Below are 20,364 nucleotides of genomic sequence, written 5' to 3' on the forward strand. Positions count from 1 at the left end.
TAGATTGCTAATAGTTAGATTTCTAATAGCTAGAACGCCACTCTTAATTCTGCCAACTCTGTTAACTGTTGGCGTAGATTAAGAATGACGTCATTCACTCATTAAGCAGCCACTCATTAAGCAGCGTGTTTGTTAGCAGCCGTATTGGTATCTGCTGCTTCTGCAACATTATATTTTGCTGCCCACTCTTCAAGAATGTCTTGATAAGGCTTGATAAATGCTTCTTCCGTAAACTTGCCTTGCTTGACCGCCATCTGACTGCGCTCTTCACGGTCATAGACGATTTGCGTTAGCGAATAATCTTGATACTTCAAGCTAGGCTGATATACCTGCGCGGCTGTAGAATTGGCATTGTAAATTTCAGGGCGATAAATCTTTTGGAAAGTCTCCATGGTACTGATAGCGCTAATCAATTCAAGATCAGTGTAATCACTCAGCAAGTCACCAGCGAAATAAAACGCTAAAGGTGCCACGCTACCCGCAGGCATAAAATAACGCACGGTTAAGCCCATTTTATGAAAATAATCATCCGTTAGTGAATACTCATCCTGCTTATACTCCACCCCTAATATAGGATGCTGATTGGTCGTACGCTCATAGGTTTTACTGGTAGAAACACTCAGGCAAATTACTGGTTGCTTACTAAATTCGGCTTGGTAAGCTTCTGAATTTAGTAAAGATTGGAACAGCTTGCCATGTAAGTCACCGAAGTCTGCAGGGGGCGGCGTGCCAGGATTTTTAGCAAAATGGTCCAATAGCACGACGCTGAAATCATAATCGCGCACGTAAGAAGAGAAGCTGTTACCAATCATGCCTTCAATACGCTTATTTTCTTTATGATCCACTATGGTGGTTTGCAGCGTCTCAATGACCGGAAAAGTATCGCCATTGCCTTCAATATCTAAATTCGCAGAAATAATATCCACTTCCACAGAATAACGGTCTGCATTCGGATTGTCCCAATGCGCTAACGTGTTAAAACGATTGTTTATCATGCGTAAGGTTTTGCGCAAGTTCTCCTGGCGCTGCTCGCCACGAGCTAAGTTTGCGAAGTTAGTGGTCAGACGCGTGCTGTCTGCAGGCTCATAATTTTCGTCAAAACGAATTTTTTTAATTGAATATTTAAATGCTGTACTCATGGCGATTCCTACCCTAATTCAAACTCATTAACTGAGATAAAGCTAAATTTCTGTATGGGAGGAATCATACCCAATCTCTTACATGAATAAAAACGATACTATTTAATTTTAAGATGAATTTTATTCATGTTGGTGTGTTAAGCACTTAGACTTAAAGCTTAGCTTTGCAGAAGACGGGACAGGCGATAACGGCGGAGAAAACTACAATTTTTCCTCCGCATAATCTTTTATTCCGCTAAAATTACTCCCTTGCAAAAACGCAATAAAAATACGGTTAAGCCATGAACATGCAAAGAATTCTTGATGATATTGCCGCCGAGATGGCCGCTGAGACTGACCGTGGCGAGGTAGCAGACTACATTCCACAACTGGCCCATGTCGATCCCAACCAGTTTGGTATCGCGGTCGCCACTCCTGATGGGCAGGTCTACACTGCAGGCGATGCCAATACCCTGTTTTCCATACAAAGTATCTCGAAAGTATTTACCCTGACCATTGCGCTAGGCAAATTAGGCGATGCCCTGTGGACGCACGTGGGTCGTGAGCCCTCCGGCGATCCTTTTAACTCCATTATGATTCTTGAGAGTGAGTCGGGACGGCCGCGCAACCCCTTTATTAATGCCGGGGCGATTGCGGTGGTAGATGCCATCATGATGGGACATGAGCCGAAAGAGATACTGGGAGAAATCCTACGCTTTGTGCACTTTATTGCCGACGATGAGTCCATCCGTTTTGATCATAAGGTGGCCGCCTCTGAGATGGCACACAAAGACCGCAACGCAGCGTTAGCCCATTTTATGAAAGCTTTTGGTCGGCTAGAACACGATGTAGACAAAGTACTTGGCACTTATTTTCATCAATGTTCGATTGCGATGACTTGCCAGCAATTGGCCCGTGCCGGACTGTTCTTAGTGTCGAATGGGATGAATGAGCACACGGGCGTCAGGGTCATTAATGCCGAGCGCGCGCGGCGGATTAACTCGCTCATGATGATGTGTGGTCACTATGATGGCTCCGGCGAGTTTGCCTATCTGGTCGGTCTGCCGGGTAAAAGTGGTGTGGGCGGTGGTATTTTGACGATAGCCCCAGGTAAAGGCGCCATTGCGGTATGGTCACCCGGGCTTGACCATGTAGGCAACTCCAAACTAGGCTTAAAAGCCTTGCAGCGGCTGGTCGAAAAAACAGGTTGGTCTGTTTTTTCAACCTAGAGCAAAGGGGGTATAGGCAAGCCTAAATAATATTAATCTCATAACTGAATTTTTCCGCCATACCATAGGACTCTCTATACTCGATAGGTTCACCTTCTAGATTTTTGGCGATACGACAGACTTTGACTAAATTTTCTGTTTTTTCATTGTCTAAATAAGGGTCGATGTGGTCTTTGATAAAAAATAAGGTCTCTACTGCCGAGGAGACAAACTGGCCACACTTGGTGTAATAAAAAGGGTACAGCAGATTTTCGAAGTCTTCAGGGGCCAGCTTAGCAAAGGCTTGGTAACGGCTTTTTGGCAACCAAATTCTTTCGCTTAGCAGCACCTTGTCCTCAACCATACGCACCCTTTCTATATAAATTAGGGCTTTATTTTTGCTGATATTGAGCTTTTTATTAATGGCTTCATCGCCTTTTATGACCATAACCTTTTTGATTAGACCTGTCGGAGTAACGTACGAAGCGTCTTTGTCGCGGAACTTAAAAAACCTTAATAAAGAACTTTCGAAATTGGGGCGTTTTAAAAAAGTCCCGCGGCCCTGCTGCTTGATGAGCACGCCTTCATCTACCAGTTTTTCCACAGCTTTGCGCACAGTCCCGACCGACACCTGATACTTATCGGCAAACTCCTGCTCGGTAGGCAACGGGGTGTTTTCATCCCACTTGTTCTCTGTCAGCAAGGTTTGAATATGCCAACGCACTTGCTCATAGCGTGGCAGGTTGAAGCTTTTAAAATTTTCTATCATTTTTTCACCACAGTGGCAGAAGGTTGATGGGGGCAGCTAGGTTGCATTTAGGGTTATCGGGTTACTAAGAAGTGTGCTATACCTAATTTGTTTTAAAGGGTTACCTTTTTTAGGGGTCAGTTTTAAAGGCCCATGCCTTGGCTATACAGGCTCATTTAGTCAACTATTGGTCAATATTGTCATCATGCTACGCACTATAAAAACTCAGGCCGTTGAGGTCAAGGATTAGATATGACTGCCTACGTTCTAGCCGCTATAGTGATTTCAATCCTGCTCGGCTATACCACTAAAATCAACATTGGCCTATTTGCCATAGCTTTTTCCTACCTAATCGGCTGTTTTGGTATGCAGCTGAAGGCGACGGAAATTATTGAGCTCTGGCCGCTGAAAATTTTCTTTGTCATTTTTGCCGTGACGCTGTTTTATAACTTTCCTTTAGCCAATGGTGCTTTAGAGAAGTTATGCAGTCATCTAATCTATAAGTGTCGCCACTTTCCCGCTTTTTTACCTTTGGTGATCTTTTTTGTCGCCACCATTATTGCCGGCTTAGGAGCCGGCTACTACACCGTGTTAGCCACTATGGCGCCTATGATTTTGCTGCTGTCTAAAAAGACCCGTTTAAATATTATTATTGCTACTTTGGCCTTGAACTACGGGGCTTTGGCTGGGGCCAACTTTATAACCTCACAAAGCGGGGTTATTTTCACTGAGCTTATGCGCGGCGCCGGCGTGGCCAATGATAATGCTTTTACTTATGCGCTAGGTATTTTTGCTGCGACTTTTCTGGTGCCCACCGTACTGCTTGGCGGCTATAGTTTTATTAATGCCAAAAACAGCAAAGTGGCGATTGACGCGACCTTGCCAGAGCCTTTAGACCGCAAACAAAAACAGTCTATCGTGCTGATTTTTCTCATGATGGCTATCGTGCTAATCGTGCCTATTTTGCACCTACTGATGCCGCAGAGCTCCGCCATTGCGTTTTTAAACTCAAGGATTGATATTGGTTTTATTGCCATTTTTTTCGCTGTCATCAGCTTATTGCTCAAGCTCGGCGACGAAAAAACAGTGATAGCCTTAATCCCTTGGAACACGCTGATTATGATCTGCGGCGTCGGCATGTTGATCGGCCTCGGCGTAGAGGTCGGGGTTATTTACCAGTTGACCGACTGGTTAAGCACCAATGTGCCTATCTGGATGATACCCCTCTTAGTCTTCGTTATTAGCGCCATTATGTCGATATTCGCCAGTACACTTGGGGTCGTAGCGCCCGCTTTATTCCCTATGGTGCCGCCCTTAGCCGTTGCCTCAGGGCTCAGTCCAGTATTGCTGTTTGTCTGTATCGTGCTGGGTGCCCAAAGCTCATCCCTCTCCCCTTTTTCTTCAGGAGGCAGTCTGATGTTAGGCGCCTCGCAAGAAGTTATAGACAAAGATAAACTGTTTCTGTCTTTATTATTTAAAGCAGTTCCCATAGGGATTGTTACGGGCCTAGTCGCCATTCTACTGATTCAGTTTATATTTTAGGCGTTACGTTTATATTTTTGACAGCCGCATTATTTAAATACTCTGCCACTACCCTTCTGCTCTGCAGCCCAGCATTACTGGGCATCTGCCTATCAAATTGACCTAAAAACCCAATCCCAAACCGGTTTAAGCTCACGAGCATAATACCTACATTTTGATAAAATTCATATATACATACATATGTTTCTTGTCATTTATAAACTATTCTGTTACTTTTGCACAGTGATAAAAAACCTACCGTTACTAAATTGAGCCAATGCCGTTAAGTTCGTCTTAGCTCGTCTTAATGTTACTGGTGACCTCGCTAGTACTGCGGTCAACCCCCTATTGATTTGTAGACCACCACTACACACAAGGAGCGTCGTGTGAAAAAACTATCCTATTTGGCTCTTGGCCTATCTGTTATTGCCCTTACCGCCTGTAATAAAACTGAAACTACAGCAGCCGCTGAGTCGGGTTATGAAGCACCTTCACGCCCTGAATGTATTGCCCCTGCAAAACCAGGTGGCGGCTTTGATTTGACCTGTAAATTGATACAGTCGGGCCTCCAAGAGACCGGCGTGCTAAAAAGCCCAATGCGGGTAACCTATATGCCGGGCGGCGTTGGTGCTGTGGCTTATAACAAAATCGTGGCCAATGATCGCGCTAACAACGATGCGGTTGTTGCTTTCTCTACCGGCTCCCTCCTAAATTTATCCCAAGGTAAATTTGGTAAATTCACTGAAAAAGATGTGCGCTGGTTAGCAGGCGTGGGTACCGACTATGGCGCTGTCGCGGTCAATGCCGACTCTCCAATTAAAACTTTGGCAGATTTGGTCGCTGCGCTGAAAAAAGATCCTAAAGCAGTCAGCTTTGGCGCTGGCGGTAGTGTGGGTGGCCAAGATTGGTTGCAGACCGCTATGCTCGCAAAAGCGGTGGACTTAGATCCTAATAACATGACTTACGTGGCTATGGAAGGTGGCGGAGAAGCCATTACAGCGGTATTGGGCAACCATATTACGGTCGTAAGCTCGGGAATAGCCGAGATGATGCCGCAAGTTACCGCGGGCAAATTACGGGTATTGGCTGTATTTGCAGATGAAAGACTAGACGGCAATATGGCGGACCTGCCTACAGCCAAAGAACAAGGCTACGATGTGTCTTGGCCGGTCATCCGTGGTTTCTACATGGGTCCAGACGTTAGTGACTCCGCTTACAACTGGTGGAAAACCAGCTTTGACACTATGTTAGCTGATCCTAAATTTGCTGAGATTCGTACCCAACGCGAGCTACTTCCTTTTGCTATGACCGGCGAAGAGCTTGAGCAGTATGTCTACAAACGCACCGATGAGCTGCGTACGCTATCAGAAGAATATAATCTGATCGAAGCCAAATAAACCTTGTAAGACTCAATATTTTCAATAACCCACTATCGATAGCAGATTTAACAATATTGCAGTTAAAGGCTCTTAAAAGCTGCTAAAGATAGTGTGGTTAGCCCTGTATTGATGTGGTACTGAAGGCTGGAGATGTCCTACCAGCCTTTTATCCTCCGGTTTTAGGAATACTATTATGACCATGGAACGTGCGTTTTCCGGACTTATGGCATTGGTTAGTTTTGGCTTAATCTATGTGGCTATTGGCTACGTAGCCCCTATTGCCTACGATCCAATTGGCCCTCGTCCCTACCCCATCTTAATTTTTTCTCTATTGGCCCTAATGACATTAGTGGTAACTTTCAGACCGGCCAAATTCACCAAAGCTATCGATTTAGGTATGAACAAGGCCATTGTTAGAAACTTGGTCTTATGCATCATAGCTTTATTACTTTATGGCATATTTTTTGAGACCTTGGGCTTTCCTATTGCCACGACCTTAATGTCGTTTGCAGTGGGCTTATTGTTCAACGGCAATCCTTTGAAAAGCATTATCTTCTCAGTGATTAGTAGCATTGTTTTATACATTCTGTTTGACATGCTTTTAGATGTCAAATTACCACTTGGACTGTTATCAGGGATTATAGGATAGCCAAAATGGGTACTTTTGATTTTCTAATGCATGGCTTTGCCGTGGCCACGACCCCGCAGAACTTAATCATTGCTTTGGTGGGGGCATTTCTAGGTACTATCGTCGGTATGTTACCTGGGCTTGGCCCGATTAACGGGGTTGCCATCTTACTGCCCTTCGCTTATGCGCTGGGTTTACCGCCAGAGAGTGCACTCATTCTATTGGCCGCGGTCTATCTGGGCTGTGAGTATGGCGGGCGTATTTCTGCCATTCTTATCAACGTGCCAGGAGATGCTGGCGCTATTATGACCACGCTCGATGGCTATCCTCTAGCTAGGCAAGGCAAAGCGGGTATCGCCCTATCGCTATCGGCGGTCAGCTCTTTTATTGGCGCGACCATTGCCACTATTGGCGTGGTGCTATTTGCCCCTATTCTAGCCAAGTGGGCGGTGTCTTTCGGACCTGCTGAATACTTTGTGTTGATGGTCTTTGCCATCACTTGTTTGGGCGGCTTAGTCGGCGATCAACCGGTGAAAACTGGCATCGCTGCCCTGATAGGCTTAGGACTGGCAACAGTTGGTGTGGATGCGGTCACTGGTATTTATCGCTTTACTTTCGACTCAGTGAATCTATCCGACGGCATCCAATTTACCACCATCGTCATCGGCTTCTTCAGTGTTAGTGAGATTCTCATCTTGCTCGAAAGAACCACGACCGGTCATAAGGTGATTGAGCAAGGCAAACGCAGCCTGTTAAACTTTAAAGAGTTTATGTTTAGCTTGGGCGCTATGTTACGCAGTGGCTTGATGGGTTTTGTAGTAGGCATTCTACCGGGTGCTGGGGCGACGATTGCCAGCGCTATGACCTATGCCAGTGAGCGTAAAATTGCCGGCGATAGCGGTACTTTCGGTGAAGGCGATCTGCGCGGTGTGGCTTCTCCTGAAGCGGCAAACAATGCCTCAGCATGTGGCTCATTTGTCCCTATGCTGACTCTAGGTGTGCCAGGTTCTGGTACCACTGCGGTCATGATGGGCGCTTTAACGTTGTACAACATCACCCCAGGCCCGCAGCTTTTTACTGAGCAGCCTGATATTGTTTGGGGTCTTATCGCCTCCTTGTTTATCTGTAACGTCATTTTGCTAGTGTTAAACATTCCTTTAGTAGGTCTATTTGCCAAGCTCTTAAATGTCCCTAGCTATGTATTAATCCCAGCCATCGCTGCAGTCAGTTTTGTTGGGGTTTATTCCATCAATAGCACGACTTTTGACTTGGTGTTCATGGTAGCCCTAGGGGTGTTTGGTTATTGCTTACGTAAGTTAAACTTCCCTTTATCAGCGCTCATTTTAGGCTATGTATTGGGTGAGCTGATGGAGTCCAACTTAAGACGCGCGTTGTCTATCTCGCAAGGTGATTTGGGTATTTTATGGAGCAGCCCTATTACTGTTGCTCTATGGGTACTGGCTATCTTGATGGTCTTTATGCCAATCATCCGTAATGTCTATCGCAAGAACTTTAAGAAATCTGCGGTGTAAGCTACACAGCAACTTTTCAAATACTTATGAAGGTGGTTATACGCGATGTGTAGCCGCCTTTTTTTATGTAGATATTACCGCAGTTTACATGCTCATAGACATCTACTAATAATTTTCAAAAATAGAAATTAGAATATAAGTGACTAATTTTCTATTTTTTATAACTAGAAAATTGTTCTATTTCAACTACAATACACTCTATAGTGGTCGACTTACTACACCAACTTACTTTGAGAATAATTATCTAAGATAGTAAGCGTCGAAAATAATATAAGTCACCTTATTTGTTCGACTAAAATATGCGGAGAAGAAATTTTGTCTACAACCACTGTAATTGGCATTGTAGTTCTCGTTATGTTCACAGCAGTATTTATCCACAATGTTGTTTACCCAGGAATAATAAATTTATATTTCCGAAGTAATAATTTTATCGCTATCAAGAACCGGGTGAGACAACATATCGGCGAATGTAATGAGCTGAACGAACACATAGAGCATCTAAAACTATCCTATACTCATGTAGAAGCCTTCGATTATGGAGAAGGACGCTTATCGGATAACAGTAACTATAATATGAAAAGAGGACAATGGGCGACTGAAATAAAAAACAGATGGACACACCAATGCTCATCATCCATCGTAAAAAGTGCTAACAACCAACCGTTTAAGTATCTATGTAAATACTTCAACATAAATTCTGATGAAAAAACATTGGAACAGTTTGAAGAGGTATTAAATGATTTTTCTGCAGTGGAACAAGGTAAGTATTTATTAGCGAATGAAAGAGATGCTATCGTATCAAGTATCAGTGACTCCATTCCTTCCTACATATTAAAAAACTATAGAAATAGAGTTAATGAAGAATTAGGTTTTAGGAATATCAGTTTATCTAACTTATATTTTCCTGTTTATACTTTTCAATATGTCTCTGCAGGTGGGAATAGTTCATCAAAGTTCGATCTGAAATTAGATATAGAGCAATTAGAAAGATTTATAAACTACTTAGCCAACCTAGTAAAATTCAAAAACAGTGTGGCAGGACAAAGAGCTTTAATGACTGCGAAGCTAAGAGAAAAGATAAAAGTTAGAGATGGCTTTGCTTGTAAAATCTGTGGTCTTTCGACGGCAGACGAGAAAAATCTTTTATTAGAAATTGACCATATTATCCCTCTTTCAAAAGGAGGTATTACTTCTGAAGATAATTTGCAAACATTATGCTGGAAATGCAATCGCTCTAAAGGGTCAAAAGTACTGGATACCCCGAGCCCTATTTACAGCCAAGCAGCTGTAGACCTTAAGCCCAGCAAACCTGCTAATGATGATAATAAGCAAACGGAAGAAGTAAGAAGCTCTATTAAGTCCGAACAAACACAGCACAGAGTCCATGCAAAAAATAATACTCCTATCCCGGATAGTGCATATATAGAGACATCAAACTTTTCGCATGATGAAATTGTACAGCAAGACTTCCCTAAAGATGAAGAGGTCTATCTGACATACTTTCCCATCGATATAGAACTAGAAGAACCAATTGCTGAACAGATGCAAGAAAAAAAAGAGTCAGCCCTACCAGAAAAACCTCAAGGCTTGACCAGAGCACAAACTAATGCAGTAAGATCAGCAAAAGAATATCTTGAATATTCAGGATATTCGCGTGATGGCTTGATTGATCAGCTTCATGATGGAGATAAATATGCCATCATCGATGCTACTAGTGTAGTAGATAGTTTATGTATTGATTGGAAAGAGCAAGCTGTTAAATCAGCGAAAGATTATATTGAATATTCAGGTTATTCACGTAAAGGCCTCATTGAACAACTCCAAGATGGGGATGATTATACTGTTATCGAGGCCACTGCTGCAGTAGATAGCTTAGGCATTAACTGGAAAGAGCAAGCTGTTAAATCAGCGAAAGAATATCTTGAGTATTCAGGCTACTCGCGCAATGGACTGATTGAGCAACTTCAGGATGGAGACGACTATGCTATTGCTGAAGCAACTAGTGCAGTAGATAGCTTAAACGTTGATTGGAACGAGCAAGCTGTTAAATCGGCGAAAGAATATCTTGAGTATTCAGGCTACTCGCGCAATGGTTTGATTGAACAACTTCATGAAGGAGATGAATATACATTAAGTCAAGCGACTTATGGAGCAGAAAAGGCTGGCACTTAAAGGGTAGTAAAAAAATTACTCAGCATAGACTTCTGAAAACTAAGTAGAATACCTATGACTAGAATTTTTTTGATAAGAGATACCTAAGAAGGAAAACCCAGTGCCACAAGCTCAGCCAAATATCGAAACTACCAGTCCCCTTAGCAAAGAACAGCACATTTCGTTAAAAATCCTAACTATCGCAGGCTATCTCGAAGGCACGTCTTTCTTATTATTGCTCGGCGTCGCTATGCCGCTTAAATATATGCTGGGCATGCCAGAAGCGGTAAAATATGTGGGTATGGCGCATGGGGTTTTGTTTATTGCCTATATTTTGATTCTTATAGGAACAGCTGGCAAAATTAAACTGCCTATTTGGGCTGTACCTGCCGGCGTAATAGGGTCATTCCTGCCATTTGGCCCCTTCATATTCGACCATCAATTAAAAAAGAAGTTAAAGTAAATCAGGTCGATAACTGAAATAATTACTATTAAAAAAGCCCGTAACTCATAGCAGTTGCGGGCTTTTTAATTGGGCTACGGGCATACAATTATTAATAGCATATTTTCTTCGTGTAATGCCTTACTGCTTGGCCGCCTCAATCTGGATATCTAACTTGACGTCCTTGCTCATACCTAGCAAGACGTACTTGCTAATCCCCCACTTGGTACGATCAATCGTGGTCGTAAAGTCACCGCCACAAACGGATTTTTTGAGGATAAGGCTAAAGTAACAATTATATTTTGTTGCCGTCAGTTGTACGGGGTGAGTTTGCCCATGTAAGCTCAGGTTGCCATCGATACGAGTAATTTGCGGATAGACGGTCCCTGCTGCAAAATGCCACTCAGTAGACTCAAACTTGGCGGTTGGATAGCGCTGCGCATCAAAAAAGTCCGGACTTTTTAATACCTCATCAAAATCTTTATTGCCCGTATTTAAAGACTGCATAGGAATATCGATAGCAATATGGCCGGTTTTATCGCTAGCATCGTACTGCATTTGTCCAGTGAGATTATAGAATCCGCCAGTATTGGTAGAGGTCTTAAAATGGTCGATGGCGAAGCGTACGTTGGCATGCGCCGGATCAATATTATAAGTAGCGGCATGGCTAAGGCTGCTCAAACCAGGGAATAAGCATAGTAGCCCTAGCGCCTGCTGAGCGAGCCGGACGGTCTTCCTTATAGTAGATGACATAGATAAAGTCCTTTTTAACGATGATGGGTTGCCGCTGCAGCCATGTATATTTAGCATAACTATACTCTTATCATCATAAGTTAAGCAGTATTTAATGATAAATGGCCGTTGTTATAGACTAATAACACCTAAATAAGCAGTATTAAATATACAAAATAGCCCCTATCAATGACCGCATCGAGGCTACCTGTAGGACTCTCGTAAGAGAACCTAACACCTACCCCTAATAGCACTCTTTTAGCAGTTATCATATTTGATAATAATAATCATTTAGGTTAAATTAGTGACCTGATTATCCATTAGGAAATTCCGTTCTCATGACTGCTCTCACTGCTACTAGAGTCCCGCTATCACACCCTGATAAACCCTTATTCATCAGTCATATCAACGAAGACCATCTTGATGAGTTGGCCATGTTTGCCGATGCTTTCACCGCCTTATCCATCAATGCGTCGACCCCAGTCAAGCTGCAGGAAATCTATGCCAATGGTATCGATATAACTGTTGAGCAGCCTGATGTGGCCGAGCCTTCGCATCATTTTGTGCCTTTTGCTGCTGCAATTAGCGCCCCTGAAGAGCTCAATCATCAATACGTGCTATTGCTGCAAAAAGCCGCCAAAAAACTCGGTAAAAAAACCATCAAACTGCAAGAGCAGACGTTTACCCTGCAGCAAAGCTATCTGGTCACCCCCAATATGCTACGTTTGGAGGTGACAGCACCGGCAGATACCCCACTAACCCATCCCGGCTATGCTTATTTATTTGATCTATCTGATTTATCCGATGTATCTGATTTATCTGGGCCAGCCGATTCTGAGCAGGCGGCAGACTCGGCTGCGCGGCAGCATTGCTACTACACGCTACGCCGTGCTTGGCAACAAGCGGGGCAAACTGACGTTACCGGGTGGATTGATGTCTATATCCATGGTGATACCCCAGGCGGTAATTGGGCCAAGAGCTTACAGCCTGGCGCTAGCCTCAAAAGCTTGCGCGAATTTCCAGAAAAAATAGACCATCTAGGCTCAGGGCAGTGTCTCCTTATCGCCGATGAGACCTCCCTACCCACGATAGCGCGCTTGCTAGAGACTTGGCAAAACCCCGTCGCGCCTATTATCCTAGCCATTACTAATGACCCCAAGGATGCCGACTATCTGCGCAATCTCGAATGGCACCCGACCCTGTGCAACCCTAATGTTAGCGACCGTGCCCTGATTATCCCCATTACCAACTTGCCAACCTTAGATTTGCCCGCCCATATCAGTGACCTCTTAAATAGCCATGAACAGCTGGCCACTAGGCGTATCGATAAGGTTTGGGGGGCGCTTGAAGCCAATGATGCCAAGGCACTGCGCAAACTCTTAAAAGATCAGTTGGCGCTGTCTCGGCAAGAACTGGCGGTCAAAGTTTATTGGCGCCTCCAGTAACCCTAGCTTAATAGCGTCTGATTTATAATAAGAATACTGGTATGAGTTCTTGGTTAATGGCCTTTAACTAAAAATTTGGTGTGAAATCAGGCCTATAAAAAAACCGACCTAATAAAATATTAGATCGGTTTTTGTGCTTTAGTCAGGCTTATAGTAATCAGGCTAAAGGCGCAAAGCTTAAGACACCTTGTCTCCCACCTCATGCTCCTCAGCGCCATGCGGACGTAACCAATTGGCAAACCAATTGGAAATATCATCCATAAAGGTATATACCATTGGAATCACGATCAGGCTCAGTAGCGTTGACGTGACTAGCCCGCCAATGACCGCTGCCGCCATAGGTTGCCGGAAAGTAGGGTCAGCCTCTCCCCAACCTAATACCAGCGGCATCATGCCTGCCCCCATCGCAATAGTAGTCATGATGATAGGCCGTGCCCGTTTATAACAAGCATCGAGCAAGGCATCAAAGCGGTTTAAGCCGTGATCACGCTGCGCCAAAATCGCATAGTCTACCAAGAGAATCGAGTTTTTCGTCGCAATCCCCATCAGCATAATAAAGCCAATCATCGACGGCATCGACAGACTACTGCCGGTAATGACCAGACCAACAAAAGCGCCGCCAATAGACAACGGTAAGGCCATCAAAATGGTCAACGGCTGCAATACCTTGCCAAACAAGAGAATCAACACGCCAAAGATACAGATAATCCCAACAGAGATGGCGATAAGGAAACCACTAAACAGCTCCGCCATGCTCTCAGCCTGACCTTGATCGATGATAGAAATGGAGTCTGGCAATTGCTGTAGTGACGGGGTTGCTTTCACTGCTTCAATCAAGCCCCCAAGCTCGCCATCCCCCACTTGTACGCTGATATTAATAGACCGCTCTCTATCAAAGCGCAATACTTCGGAGGGACCGGTACCAAAATCAAGCTTCGCCACTTCGGCAATACGCGCCCCGCTGCCATCAGTGCGGCTACTGGGGAGAAATAGATCACCCAATTGGCTGACGTTATCTTTGGCTTCATCAGGTAAGCGGACGACGATAGGGATTTGGCGAGTATCTAAATTCAACTTAGATAAGGCTTGCTCATAATCCCCCACTGTCGCGACACGTAACGTATCGGCGATACCTTGAGTAGTCACGCCGCGATCGGCCATCGCCAAGCGATCAGGCGTCACTGCCAACTCTTGGCGCGGTAAACTGCGATTACTCGTCACATCACCGGCCATAGGTAGCGCGCGGATTTCGCTCATGACTTGCTGAGCGGTTTGCTCTAACACATCAGCGTTGGTACTGGTGAGCGCAAAGCTATAACCGGTCTCACCACCACTGGCTAGCCCCACTTCAAATCTAGCACTTGGTACGGCTGCCAACGTGTTGGTAATTTCTCGTTCAATTTCAGTCTTACTTCTGCGGGTGGTACGGGGTGCTAAGACAATATCAAGACTGGCAGCGTTCTCGGCATTACCACTATTATCGCGCGAGTCTAAGCTCGCCGCTTGCGGGGCACCGACCGCGCTTAAAACCCCCTCTACCCCATCGATTTGCATGATTCGCTCACGCGCCAGCTCACTAATGCGCATAGTATCGGCCAAGCTTGCATCCGGTGTGAGTTCAATGCCCACACGCGATTGGTTAATATCGTTATCCGGAATAAAAGTGGTGGGTAAGAACTGTATTAAGCTAAGCGACGCGGCAAATAACGCTAAGGTGATACCTAAAGTGATCCAACGATGATGAATAGTCCAACTTACGGTTTTTAAATAAGCCTGCATAAGCCGGCCTTTTTTCTCCACATGGTGCTTTTCTGGACGCAACATATAAGCCGCCATCATCGGCGTAATCAGACGCGCCACTAACAATGACGCGAAGATAGCGAGCGCCGCTGTCCAACCAAACTGACGGAAAAACTGGCCGACTACGCCACTCATAAAGGCCGTGGGTAGGAATACTGCAATCAAAGTAAAGGTCGTCGCAACGACCGCTAAGCCAATCTCATCGGCAGCTTCCATCGCCGCGGCATACGGCGTCTTGCCCATCCGTAAATGCCGCATGATGTTCTCAACCTCAACGATAGCATCATCGACCAGTACACCAATGACCAGAGATAACGCCAGTAAGCTGATAATATTCAGACTGAAATCAAATAGGTACATCGCTAAAAAGGTAGGAATGACCGATAGCGGTAAGGCCACAGCAGCCACGATAGTCGCCCGCACGTTACGTAGGAATATAAAGACCACAATAACCGCTAACACCCCACCTTCAATCAGCATTTTTAACGAAGCGTTATAGTCTTGCTCGACGGGTGTGGCGCGGTCATAAACTTTGGTAATGGTGTAATTGGGTAAGTCTTTGCGCATTTTTGCCAATTCAGCATCGACCATCTTTACGACGTCGACTTCACTAGCGCCGCGCGCCCGACTCACGTTAAAGGCAACTACTGTCTCACCATCGAGTAGCGCCACTGAGCTAGGGTCAGCTGGACCATCGGTAACGGTCGCCATGCTGCCCAAACTCTGCGTACCGCCCACTGGGACGGCAATCTGTAGTTCATTCAGCTCACGGGCGTTTTCTACTGCACCTAATACGCGAATGGTTTGCTTATTATTGCCGACTTCGGCTTGACCGCCTGAAGTATCTTGTTGAATACCCGCAATTTGCTGTGAGAGTTGTGCGATAGGCAATTGCAGAGCGTTGAGGCTGGCTGGGTCTACGGCTACGGTAATTTGCCGCTGCAAACCGCCGACCCGTTCCACTTTACTGACGCCTTTTATGTCAGAGAGACGCTTATTGACGGTATCGTCTACAAACCAAGAGAGGTCTTCCACACTCATATCTTTGGCGGAGACCGAATAAGTCACTACCGGTAAGCCGGCTGTGGTTAGCTTAGAGATAATCGGGTCATTGGCCGCCGCCGGTAAATCGCCACGCACCTCTCCTACCGCTGAGCGCACATCGTCTACCGCTTCTTGAATGTCTTTTTCCAGCACAAACTCAGTCGCTATCGTTGCAGCTCCCGTTTGCAGGGTAGTCCGCATATGTTTGATGCCTTCAATACTCGCCAGTTTGTTTTCGATTTTCTTAGCCACATCATTTTCAAGCTGACTGGGTGCAGCACCGGGTAAAGTCACCGTCACGACGACTCCCGGAAAATCAATATCGGGAAACTGCTGCACCTTCATTTGCATAAAACCATAAATCCCGCCCAAAGTGAGCAGGATAAACAGTAAGATAGCGACGAGCGGGTTTCTGATGGAATAAGCCGAGACGTTTAAGCTCATGAAGTTTTCCTATTATCCTACTGGCTACTTATTAGCAGCACGTTTGGGCTGATTGGTCGCTTCAATTTCAGCTATACGGACGATATCGCCATCATTTAAGAAACCGCCGCCTTGGCGCACAACAGCGACATCTTTAGCCAACGGTTTGGTCACGATGACTTGATCACCTTGACGCTCGCCTAAGCTTACTTTTTCTTTCTTAATCCGGTAGACAGTCTCGCCATTATCGGCTTTCTCTTGATTGACTAGCATGACATAGTCGTAGCCATCTTCCGTGATAATGGCACTAATGGGTAACACTTGCTTGCCTTCACCGCCGAGCATAAAGCTACCGCGTTGGTACATGCCCGAACGCACTAAAGGACTCTTGGCTAAAGTGGCATAGACGCTAACCTGACGGCTACCTTTCTCTGCGGTTGGTGCGATACGGCTGACCTCTCCCATCACGCTTTTATTATTCGGTAAGCTCACTTGTACTGGCGTGCCAACATTGATTGCACCCAATTTATCGGGGTCGACCTGGGCTTGCCACTCTAAGACGCCATTTTCGATAATAGTGAATAAGGGCTCTTGACCCGGTACGCTACCCACGTTGGCGGTTTTTTCGCTAATCACGCCGCTGACTGGCGCCGTGACTTTCGCATTGTTTAAATTCAAGGTTTGGTTGCTGAGGCGCGCTTTTGCCGCTTCAACAGAGGCTGCCGCTTGATTGGCGGTAGCGATATAGCGATCCACTTCTTGCTTACTGACCGCGTCGATATCCAGCAAAGGAATGACCCGTTCAGCGTCCGCACGCGCTACGGTGAGACTGGTCTGCGCTTCAGCCAAATCCGCTTGCGCTTGTACGCGTTGCTGCTGCATGGCATCAGTATCAAACACAGCCAAGACTTGCCCTTGTTTGACCTGCGTGCCTTCTTGTACCAACACCTGATCAATCGTTACCCCATCGACTTTACCAAACACAGTAGCGATATCTTTAGGCCCAATCGTCCCATCAGCACTGAGCGCATTGTCGATGACCGCTTGCTCGGGCGTGACAATCTCTACGGTTAAGACGGGCTTTTGATTGCCTGTTTCTGGAGCAGTATCTGTAACTCCTGCTGGCACAGGTTGCGGCGAGTTAGCAGCCCCTGAATCTGTAGCAGTCTCTAGCTGCTCAGCGGCTTGTTTTTCACCCCACAATTTACCCGCCAGCAAGCCAATACCTAACATTAATAGCATGAGAGGCAGTAGCCATTTCCAGCGCTGCGTGCTGTTGGCCGTTTTTCTATAAGATGGCGGCGATATAGTCTCTGAAGTTGTGTCAGTGACCGGCCCCTTATCGAGGTTAGGTGACGACTGATCTTCAGATTTAGGGGTCTTGGATAGATGGGGATCTTGACTCATGATATTCTCTAAACCGGCTGTGTTAAATGAGGGCTACGCTAAGAACGTGATGGCGAATTCAACAGAAACCCAATAAAAACGCAGTGAAATATAAATAATAGGGCTACAGCTGCTAGCGCTTTAGCTAGTAATTTTCTAGCTGGTCACTTTTTTAGCTCGTAACAATACAAACAGATTGCTGAAAATTATACTCGAATTATAGCGGGCGTATTGCAAGTTGCTGTAAGCACAATTGCTGGCTTATTCACTAGATTAGAGGTCATTTACGCTGGCCTCTTGAGCCTTAAAAATATTACTTTAGCCTACCAAATCATACCTTTATCGTCACGTATGCCTGATAAATCCCGAGTCCACCTTATTATTACTAATGATATCGCATAATAGCTATAAAAACATAGCATAGATAACTTATATGAATAACAGGCTTTGCGTTACCAAACTTATTTTAAGCTATAGCTTATAGTCGCTTACACATTGGTATATTTGCTCGCCTCCGGCATCCAACGCTCAATCAATAAGCCTACGTCTTGCTTGCGCTCAGGAGCGCTGATTAGACGTTCAGCCAGAGTACGGGCGATCATTAATAAGTTTTCATCCCTAGCTAAATCAGACACGTAATAGCCGATATTACCAGTCTGGCGTTTGCCGAGCAGCTCACCGGGACCACGCAATTGCAAATCTTTTTGGGCAATAACAAAGCCATCGCTGCTATCGCGTAGCACATTTAAGCGCTCGGTACCCGTCTCTGACAACGGCGTCTGATACAGTAGGACACAAAAGCTCTTCTCAGAGCCCCGCCCTACTCGGCCACGCAGCTGGTGCAACTGCGATAATCCCAAGCGCTCGGCATTTTCAATGACCATCAACGAGGCATTGGGCACATCGACCCCAACCTCAATCACGGTAGTGGCGACCAGTAAATCTAGCTCACCTTCTTTAAAGGCTTTCATCACGGCCTGTTTCTCTATGCCTTTCATCTTGCCATGCACGAGCCCAATGCGGATATCCAAGCGCTCAGCCAAATCGGCATAGGTGGCTTCCGCGGCTTGCGCATCCAATATACTCGACTCCTCTACCAAGGAACAGACCCAGTAAGCTTGTTTGCCCTGCGCGCAATTGGCCGCGATTCGGGCAATCACTTCATCGCGACGGTTTCTATCTATCGTTACGGTTTTAATAGGGGTGCGACCCGGCGGCAACTCATCAATGATAGAGGTGTCCATATCGCCATAGGCACTCATGGCTAAGGTGCGCGGAATGGGGGTCGCGGTCATAATTAGCTGATGCGGCGTACTGCCAGAGACGCCTTTGCTGGTCAGTGCCATCCGTTGCTCAACGCCAAAGCGATGCTGCTCATCGATGATGACCAAACCCAACTTGGCAAACTGGACTTTATCTTGGAATAACGCATGGGTACCGACCACGATTTGTACTTCATTATCGACGACCGCAGCTAAGGCTTCTCGCCGTTGTTTGGCGGTTTGCTTACCCGCGAGCCAGCCCACCCCTATCTCTAAGGGTTCAAACCAACTTTTAAAATTAATAAGATGCTGCTCGGCTAAGATTTCGGTCGGTGCCATGACGGCAACTTGCCAGCCGCTATCTAAAGCATAGCAAGCGGCCAGTGCGGCCACTAAGGTCTTGCCCGCGCCCACATCTCCTTGAACCAGTCGCAACATCGGTATCGAGGTCGCCATATCACTGGTGATTTCTTTGACCACCCGCTGCTGAGCGCCTGTCAAACTAAAGGGTAAATTGGCTAATAACTTAGCCGCTAATGGGCTGTCCTCATCGCACTTCGGGGCTTTATGCTGATGGAGTTGTTGACGACGGTACAGCATACTGAGCTGATGCGCCGTCAACTCTTCAATGATGAGACGCTGGCAAGCCGGATGACTGCGTTCTTTTAACTGCAGTAAACGTTGGGTTTGCTGACCGATATCAGTATGGATAGGCGGGGTATGGATAAGGGTTAAGGCTTCAAATAGGCTGAGACCATAAATAGCGGTTTGAATTTGTTTTTCTTGCTCAGACAGCGTCGTGGCTGGCTTATCGCGAGCAAAGGCATTGGCCAACGTCGCAAACATATCGGTTGCGTCTGTTAAGTCCGCATCTTGCATACTGCCTGGCGTTAGCGGCGCCGTTCTGAGCCCGCTGACAGACTGCCAATCGGCAGCGTTAAATACGGTCAACGGTAAGCCTTGCTGGCGAACCAGCTGCAATGCCAACTTAATAAGAGTGCGCAGTTTATTTTGGTGCAGTCCTTTAACTGCCGGATAAATGGGCTGCAGCCCGGTATTATCCACCGCCGCCCCTCTAGTGACGACACTATACTCAGGGTGCGCCATCTGTAAGCCGTAGCGCGTTAGCTTTACCTCACCAAACAGTCGCAGCCGCATACCTAATGCCATGGTTTGAATCAGGCTGCTATAGACTTTAAAAAAACGCAGTGAGACTCGTCCGGTCTCATCCTCTACAATCACCGTCATACCGCCACGATTATTATCCACATGCACGACCTCACCTTCAACCAAAGCAGATTGGCCATGCTCTAAATCGCGCATCGTGACGAGACGACTGCGATCTTCGTAATCGCGGGGCAAATGCAATAACAAATCAAAAATTCGCGCAATATGCAGTTGTGCTAACTGCCCCTCGACTTTGACACCCACCCCTGCCAGCGCACTTACCGGCAAATCGACGGCAGAGGGCGCATTAGCGGTAGCAGAATTAGCAGCAGTCTCAACAGAAGCAGTCATAAGGGCTCAACACTCATTAAAGTTGGT

General features: G+C 45.9%; 14 protein-coding genes. 8 read left to right on the plus strand and 6 right to left on the minus strand.

The features are described 5' to 3' along the window. Nucleotides 1-116: 116 nt before the first annotated feature. A complete protein-coding gene (locus tag ACZ2XM_RS14745; protein ID WP_490589718.1) occupies nucleotides 117-1,139 on the minus strand; it encodes a DUF1852 domain-containing protein in 1,023 nt (340 codons plus the stop codon). Nucleotides 1,140-1,420: 281 nt separating this feature from the next. On the opposite strand from ACZ2XM_RS14745, the gene ACZ2XM_RS14750 reads away from it, so the two are divergent. Next, the gene (locus ACZ2XM_RS14750) at nucleotides 1,421-2,347 is read left to right on the plus strand and encodes a glutaminase (RefSeq protein ID WP_490589719.1); all 927 of its coding nucleotides are present in this window, start codon (nucleotides 1,421-1,423) and stop codon (nucleotides 2,345-2,347) included. A 22-nt stretch (nucleotides 2,348-2,369) separates the two neighbouring features. Here the strand turns inward: ACZ2XM_RS14750 and ACZ2XM_RS14755 are convergent, their stop codons facing one another. Then, a complete protein-coding gene (locus ACZ2XM_RS14755; protein ID WP_490589720.1) occupies nucleotides 2,370-3,095 on the minus strand; it encodes a GntR family transcriptional regulator in 726 nt (241 codons plus the stop codon). A gap of 231 nt (nucleotides 3,096-3,326) precedes the next feature. Here ACZ2XM_RS14755 and ACZ2XM_RS14760 point away from each other — a divergent pair, with 231 nt between their 5' ends. From ACZ2XM_RS14760 to ACZ2XM_RS14785, 6 genes are all read left to right on the plus strand, one after another. Beyond that, nucleotides 3,327-4,616 (plus strand): SLC13 family permease, encoded by a 1,290-nt coding sequence (locus tag ACZ2XM_RS14760; protein WP_490589721.1) that lies wholly within the window; start codon nucleotides 3,327-3,329, stop codon nucleotides 4,614-4,616. Between the two features lie 365 nt (nucleotides 4,617-4,981). Continuing rightward, nucleotides 4,982-5,992: a Bug family tripartite tricarboxylate transporter substrate binding protein gene (locus ACZ2XM_RS14765; RefSeq protein ID WP_490589722.1), complete on the plus strand. Its 1,011-nt coding sequence runs from the start codon at nucleotides 4,982-4,984 to the stop codon at nucleotides 5,990-5,992. A gap of 175 nt (nucleotides 5,993-6,167) precedes the next feature. Beyond that, nucleotides 6,168-6,623 (plus strand): tripartite tricarboxylate transporter TctB family protein, encoded by a 456-nt coding sequence (locus ACZ2XM_RS14770; RefSeq protein WP_490589723.1) that lies wholly within the window; start codon nucleotides 6,168-6,170, stop codon nucleotides 6,621-6,623. Between the two features lie 5 nt (nucleotides 6,624-6,628). Beyond that, nucleotides 6,629-8,134, plus strand: a complete 1,506-nt coding sequence (locus ACZ2XM_RS14775; protein WP_490589724.1) for a tripartite tricarboxylate transporter permease — start codon at nucleotides 6,629-6,631, stop codon at nucleotides 8,132-8,134. Between the two features lie 315 nt (nucleotides 8,135-8,449). Beyond that, nucleotides 8,450-10,306 (plus strand): Ltp family lipoprotein, encoded by a 1,857-nt coding sequence (locus ACZ2XM_RS14780; RefSeq protein WP_490589725.1) that lies wholly within the window; start codon nucleotides 8,450-8,452, stop codon nucleotides 10,304-10,306. A 100-nt stretch (nucleotides 10,307-10,406) separates the two neighbouring features. Next, nucleotides 10,407-10,748 carry a DUF3817 domain-containing protein gene (locus ACZ2XM_RS14785; RefSeq protein WP_490589726.1) on the plus strand — a complete coding sequence of 114 codons (342 nt, stop codon included), beginning with the start codon at nucleotides 10,407-10,409 and terminating at the stop codon, nucleotides 10,746-10,748. A gap of 120 nt (nucleotides 10,749-10,868) precedes the next feature. Here ACZ2XM_RS14785 and ACZ2XM_RS14790 read toward each other — a convergent pair whose 3' ends face one another. After that, complete coding sequence (locus tag ACZ2XM_RS14790) at nucleotides 10,869-11,480, minus strand: YceI family protein (protein WP_490589727.1); 612 nt, start codon at nucleotides 11,478-11,480, stop codon at nucleotides 10,869-10,871. Nucleotides 11,481-11,797: 317 nt separating this feature from the next. Here ACZ2XM_RS14790 and ACZ2XM_RS14795 point away from each other — a divergent pair, with 317 nt between their 5' ends. Beyond that, the gene (locus tag ACZ2XM_RS14795; protein WP_490589728.1) at nucleotides 11,798-12,904 is read left to right on the plus strand and encodes a siderophore-interacting protein; all 1,107 of its coding nucleotides are present in this window, start codon (nucleotides 11,798-11,800) and stop codon (nucleotides 12,902-12,904) included. A gap of 177 nt (nucleotides 12,905-13,081) precedes the next feature. Here the strand turns inward: ACZ2XM_RS14795 and ACZ2XM_RS14800 are convergent, their stop codons facing one another. The 3 genes from ACZ2XM_RS14800 to recG all read right to left on the minus strand — a co-directional run bounded on the left by ACZ2XM_RS14800 (nucleotide 13,082) and on the right by recG (nucleotide 20,337). Then, a complete protein-coding gene (locus ACZ2XM_RS14800) occupies nucleotides 13,082-16,192 on the minus strand; it encodes an efflux RND transporter permease subunit (protein ID WP_490589729.1) in 3,111 nt (1,036 codons plus the stop codon). Between the two features lie 24 nt (nucleotides 16,193-16,216). Then, nucleotides 16,217-17,578 (minus strand): efflux RND transporter periplasmic adaptor subunit, encoded by a 1,362-nt coding sequence (locus tag ACZ2XM_RS14805; RefSeq protein ID WP_490589730.1) that lies wholly within the window; start codon nucleotides 17,576-17,578, stop codon nucleotides 16,217-16,219. Nucleotides 17,579-18,045: 467 nt separating this feature from the next. After that, nucleotides 18,046-20,337: an ATP-dependent DNA helicase RecG gene (recG, locus tag ACZ2XM_RS14810; protein WP_490589731.1), complete on the minus strand. Its 2,292-nt coding sequence runs from the start codon at nucleotides 20,335-20,337 to the stop codon at nucleotides 18,046-18,048. Nucleotides 20,338-20,364: the final 27 nt, after the last annotated feature.

This window comes from Psychrobacter sp. CoH-33_TS_01 (assembly GCF_058189395.1).

Excerpts from the sequence above, each read along its gene's own strand:
- ACZ2XM_RS14745 (WP_490589718.1), bottom strand. The coding sequence starts at position 1,139 with ATGAGTACAGCATTTAAATATTCAATTAAAAAAATTCGTTTTGACGAA.
- ACZ2XM_RS14750 (WP_490589719.1), top strand. The coding sequence starts at position 1,421 with ATGAACATGCAAAGAATTCTTGATGATATTGCCGCCGAGATGGCCGCT.
- ACZ2XM_RS14755 (WP_490589720.1), bottom strand. The coding sequence starts at position 3,095 with ATGATAGAAAATTTTAAAAGCTTCAACCTGCCACGCTATGAGCAAGTG.
- ACZ2XM_RS14760 (WP_490589721.1), top strand. The coding sequence starts at position 3,327 with ATGACTGCCTACGTTCTAGCCGCTATAGTGATTTCAATCCTGCTCGGC.
- ACZ2XM_RS14770 (WP_490589723.1), top strand. The coding sequence starts at position 6,168 with ATGACCATGGAACGTGCGTTTTCCGGACTTATGGCATTGGTTAGTTTT.
- ACZ2XM_RS14775 (WP_490589724.1), top strand. The coding sequence starts at position 6,629 with ATGGGTACTTTTGATTTTCTAATGCATGGCTTTGCCGTGGCCACGACC.
- ACZ2XM_RS14790 (WP_490589727.1), bottom strand. The coding sequence starts at position 11,480 with ATGTCATCTACTATAAGGAAGACCGTCCGGCTCGCTCAGCAGGCGCTA.
- ACZ2XM_RS14795 (WP_490589728.1), top strand. The coding sequence starts at position 11,798 with ATGACTGCTCTCACTGCTACTAGAGTCCCGCTATCACACCCTGATAAA.
- ACZ2XM_RS14800 (WP_490589729.1), bottom strand. The coding sequence starts at position 16,192 with ATGAGCTTAAACGTCTCGGCTTATTCCATCAGAAACCCGCTCGTCGCT.
- ACZ2XM_RS14805 (WP_490589730.1), bottom strand. The coding sequence starts at position 17,578 with ATGAGTCAAGATCCCCATCTATCCAAGACCCCTAAATCTGAAGATCAG.
- recG (WP_490589731.1), bottom strand. The coding sequence starts at position 20,337 with ATGACTGCTTCTGTTGAGACTGCTGCTAATTCTGCTACCGCTAATGCG.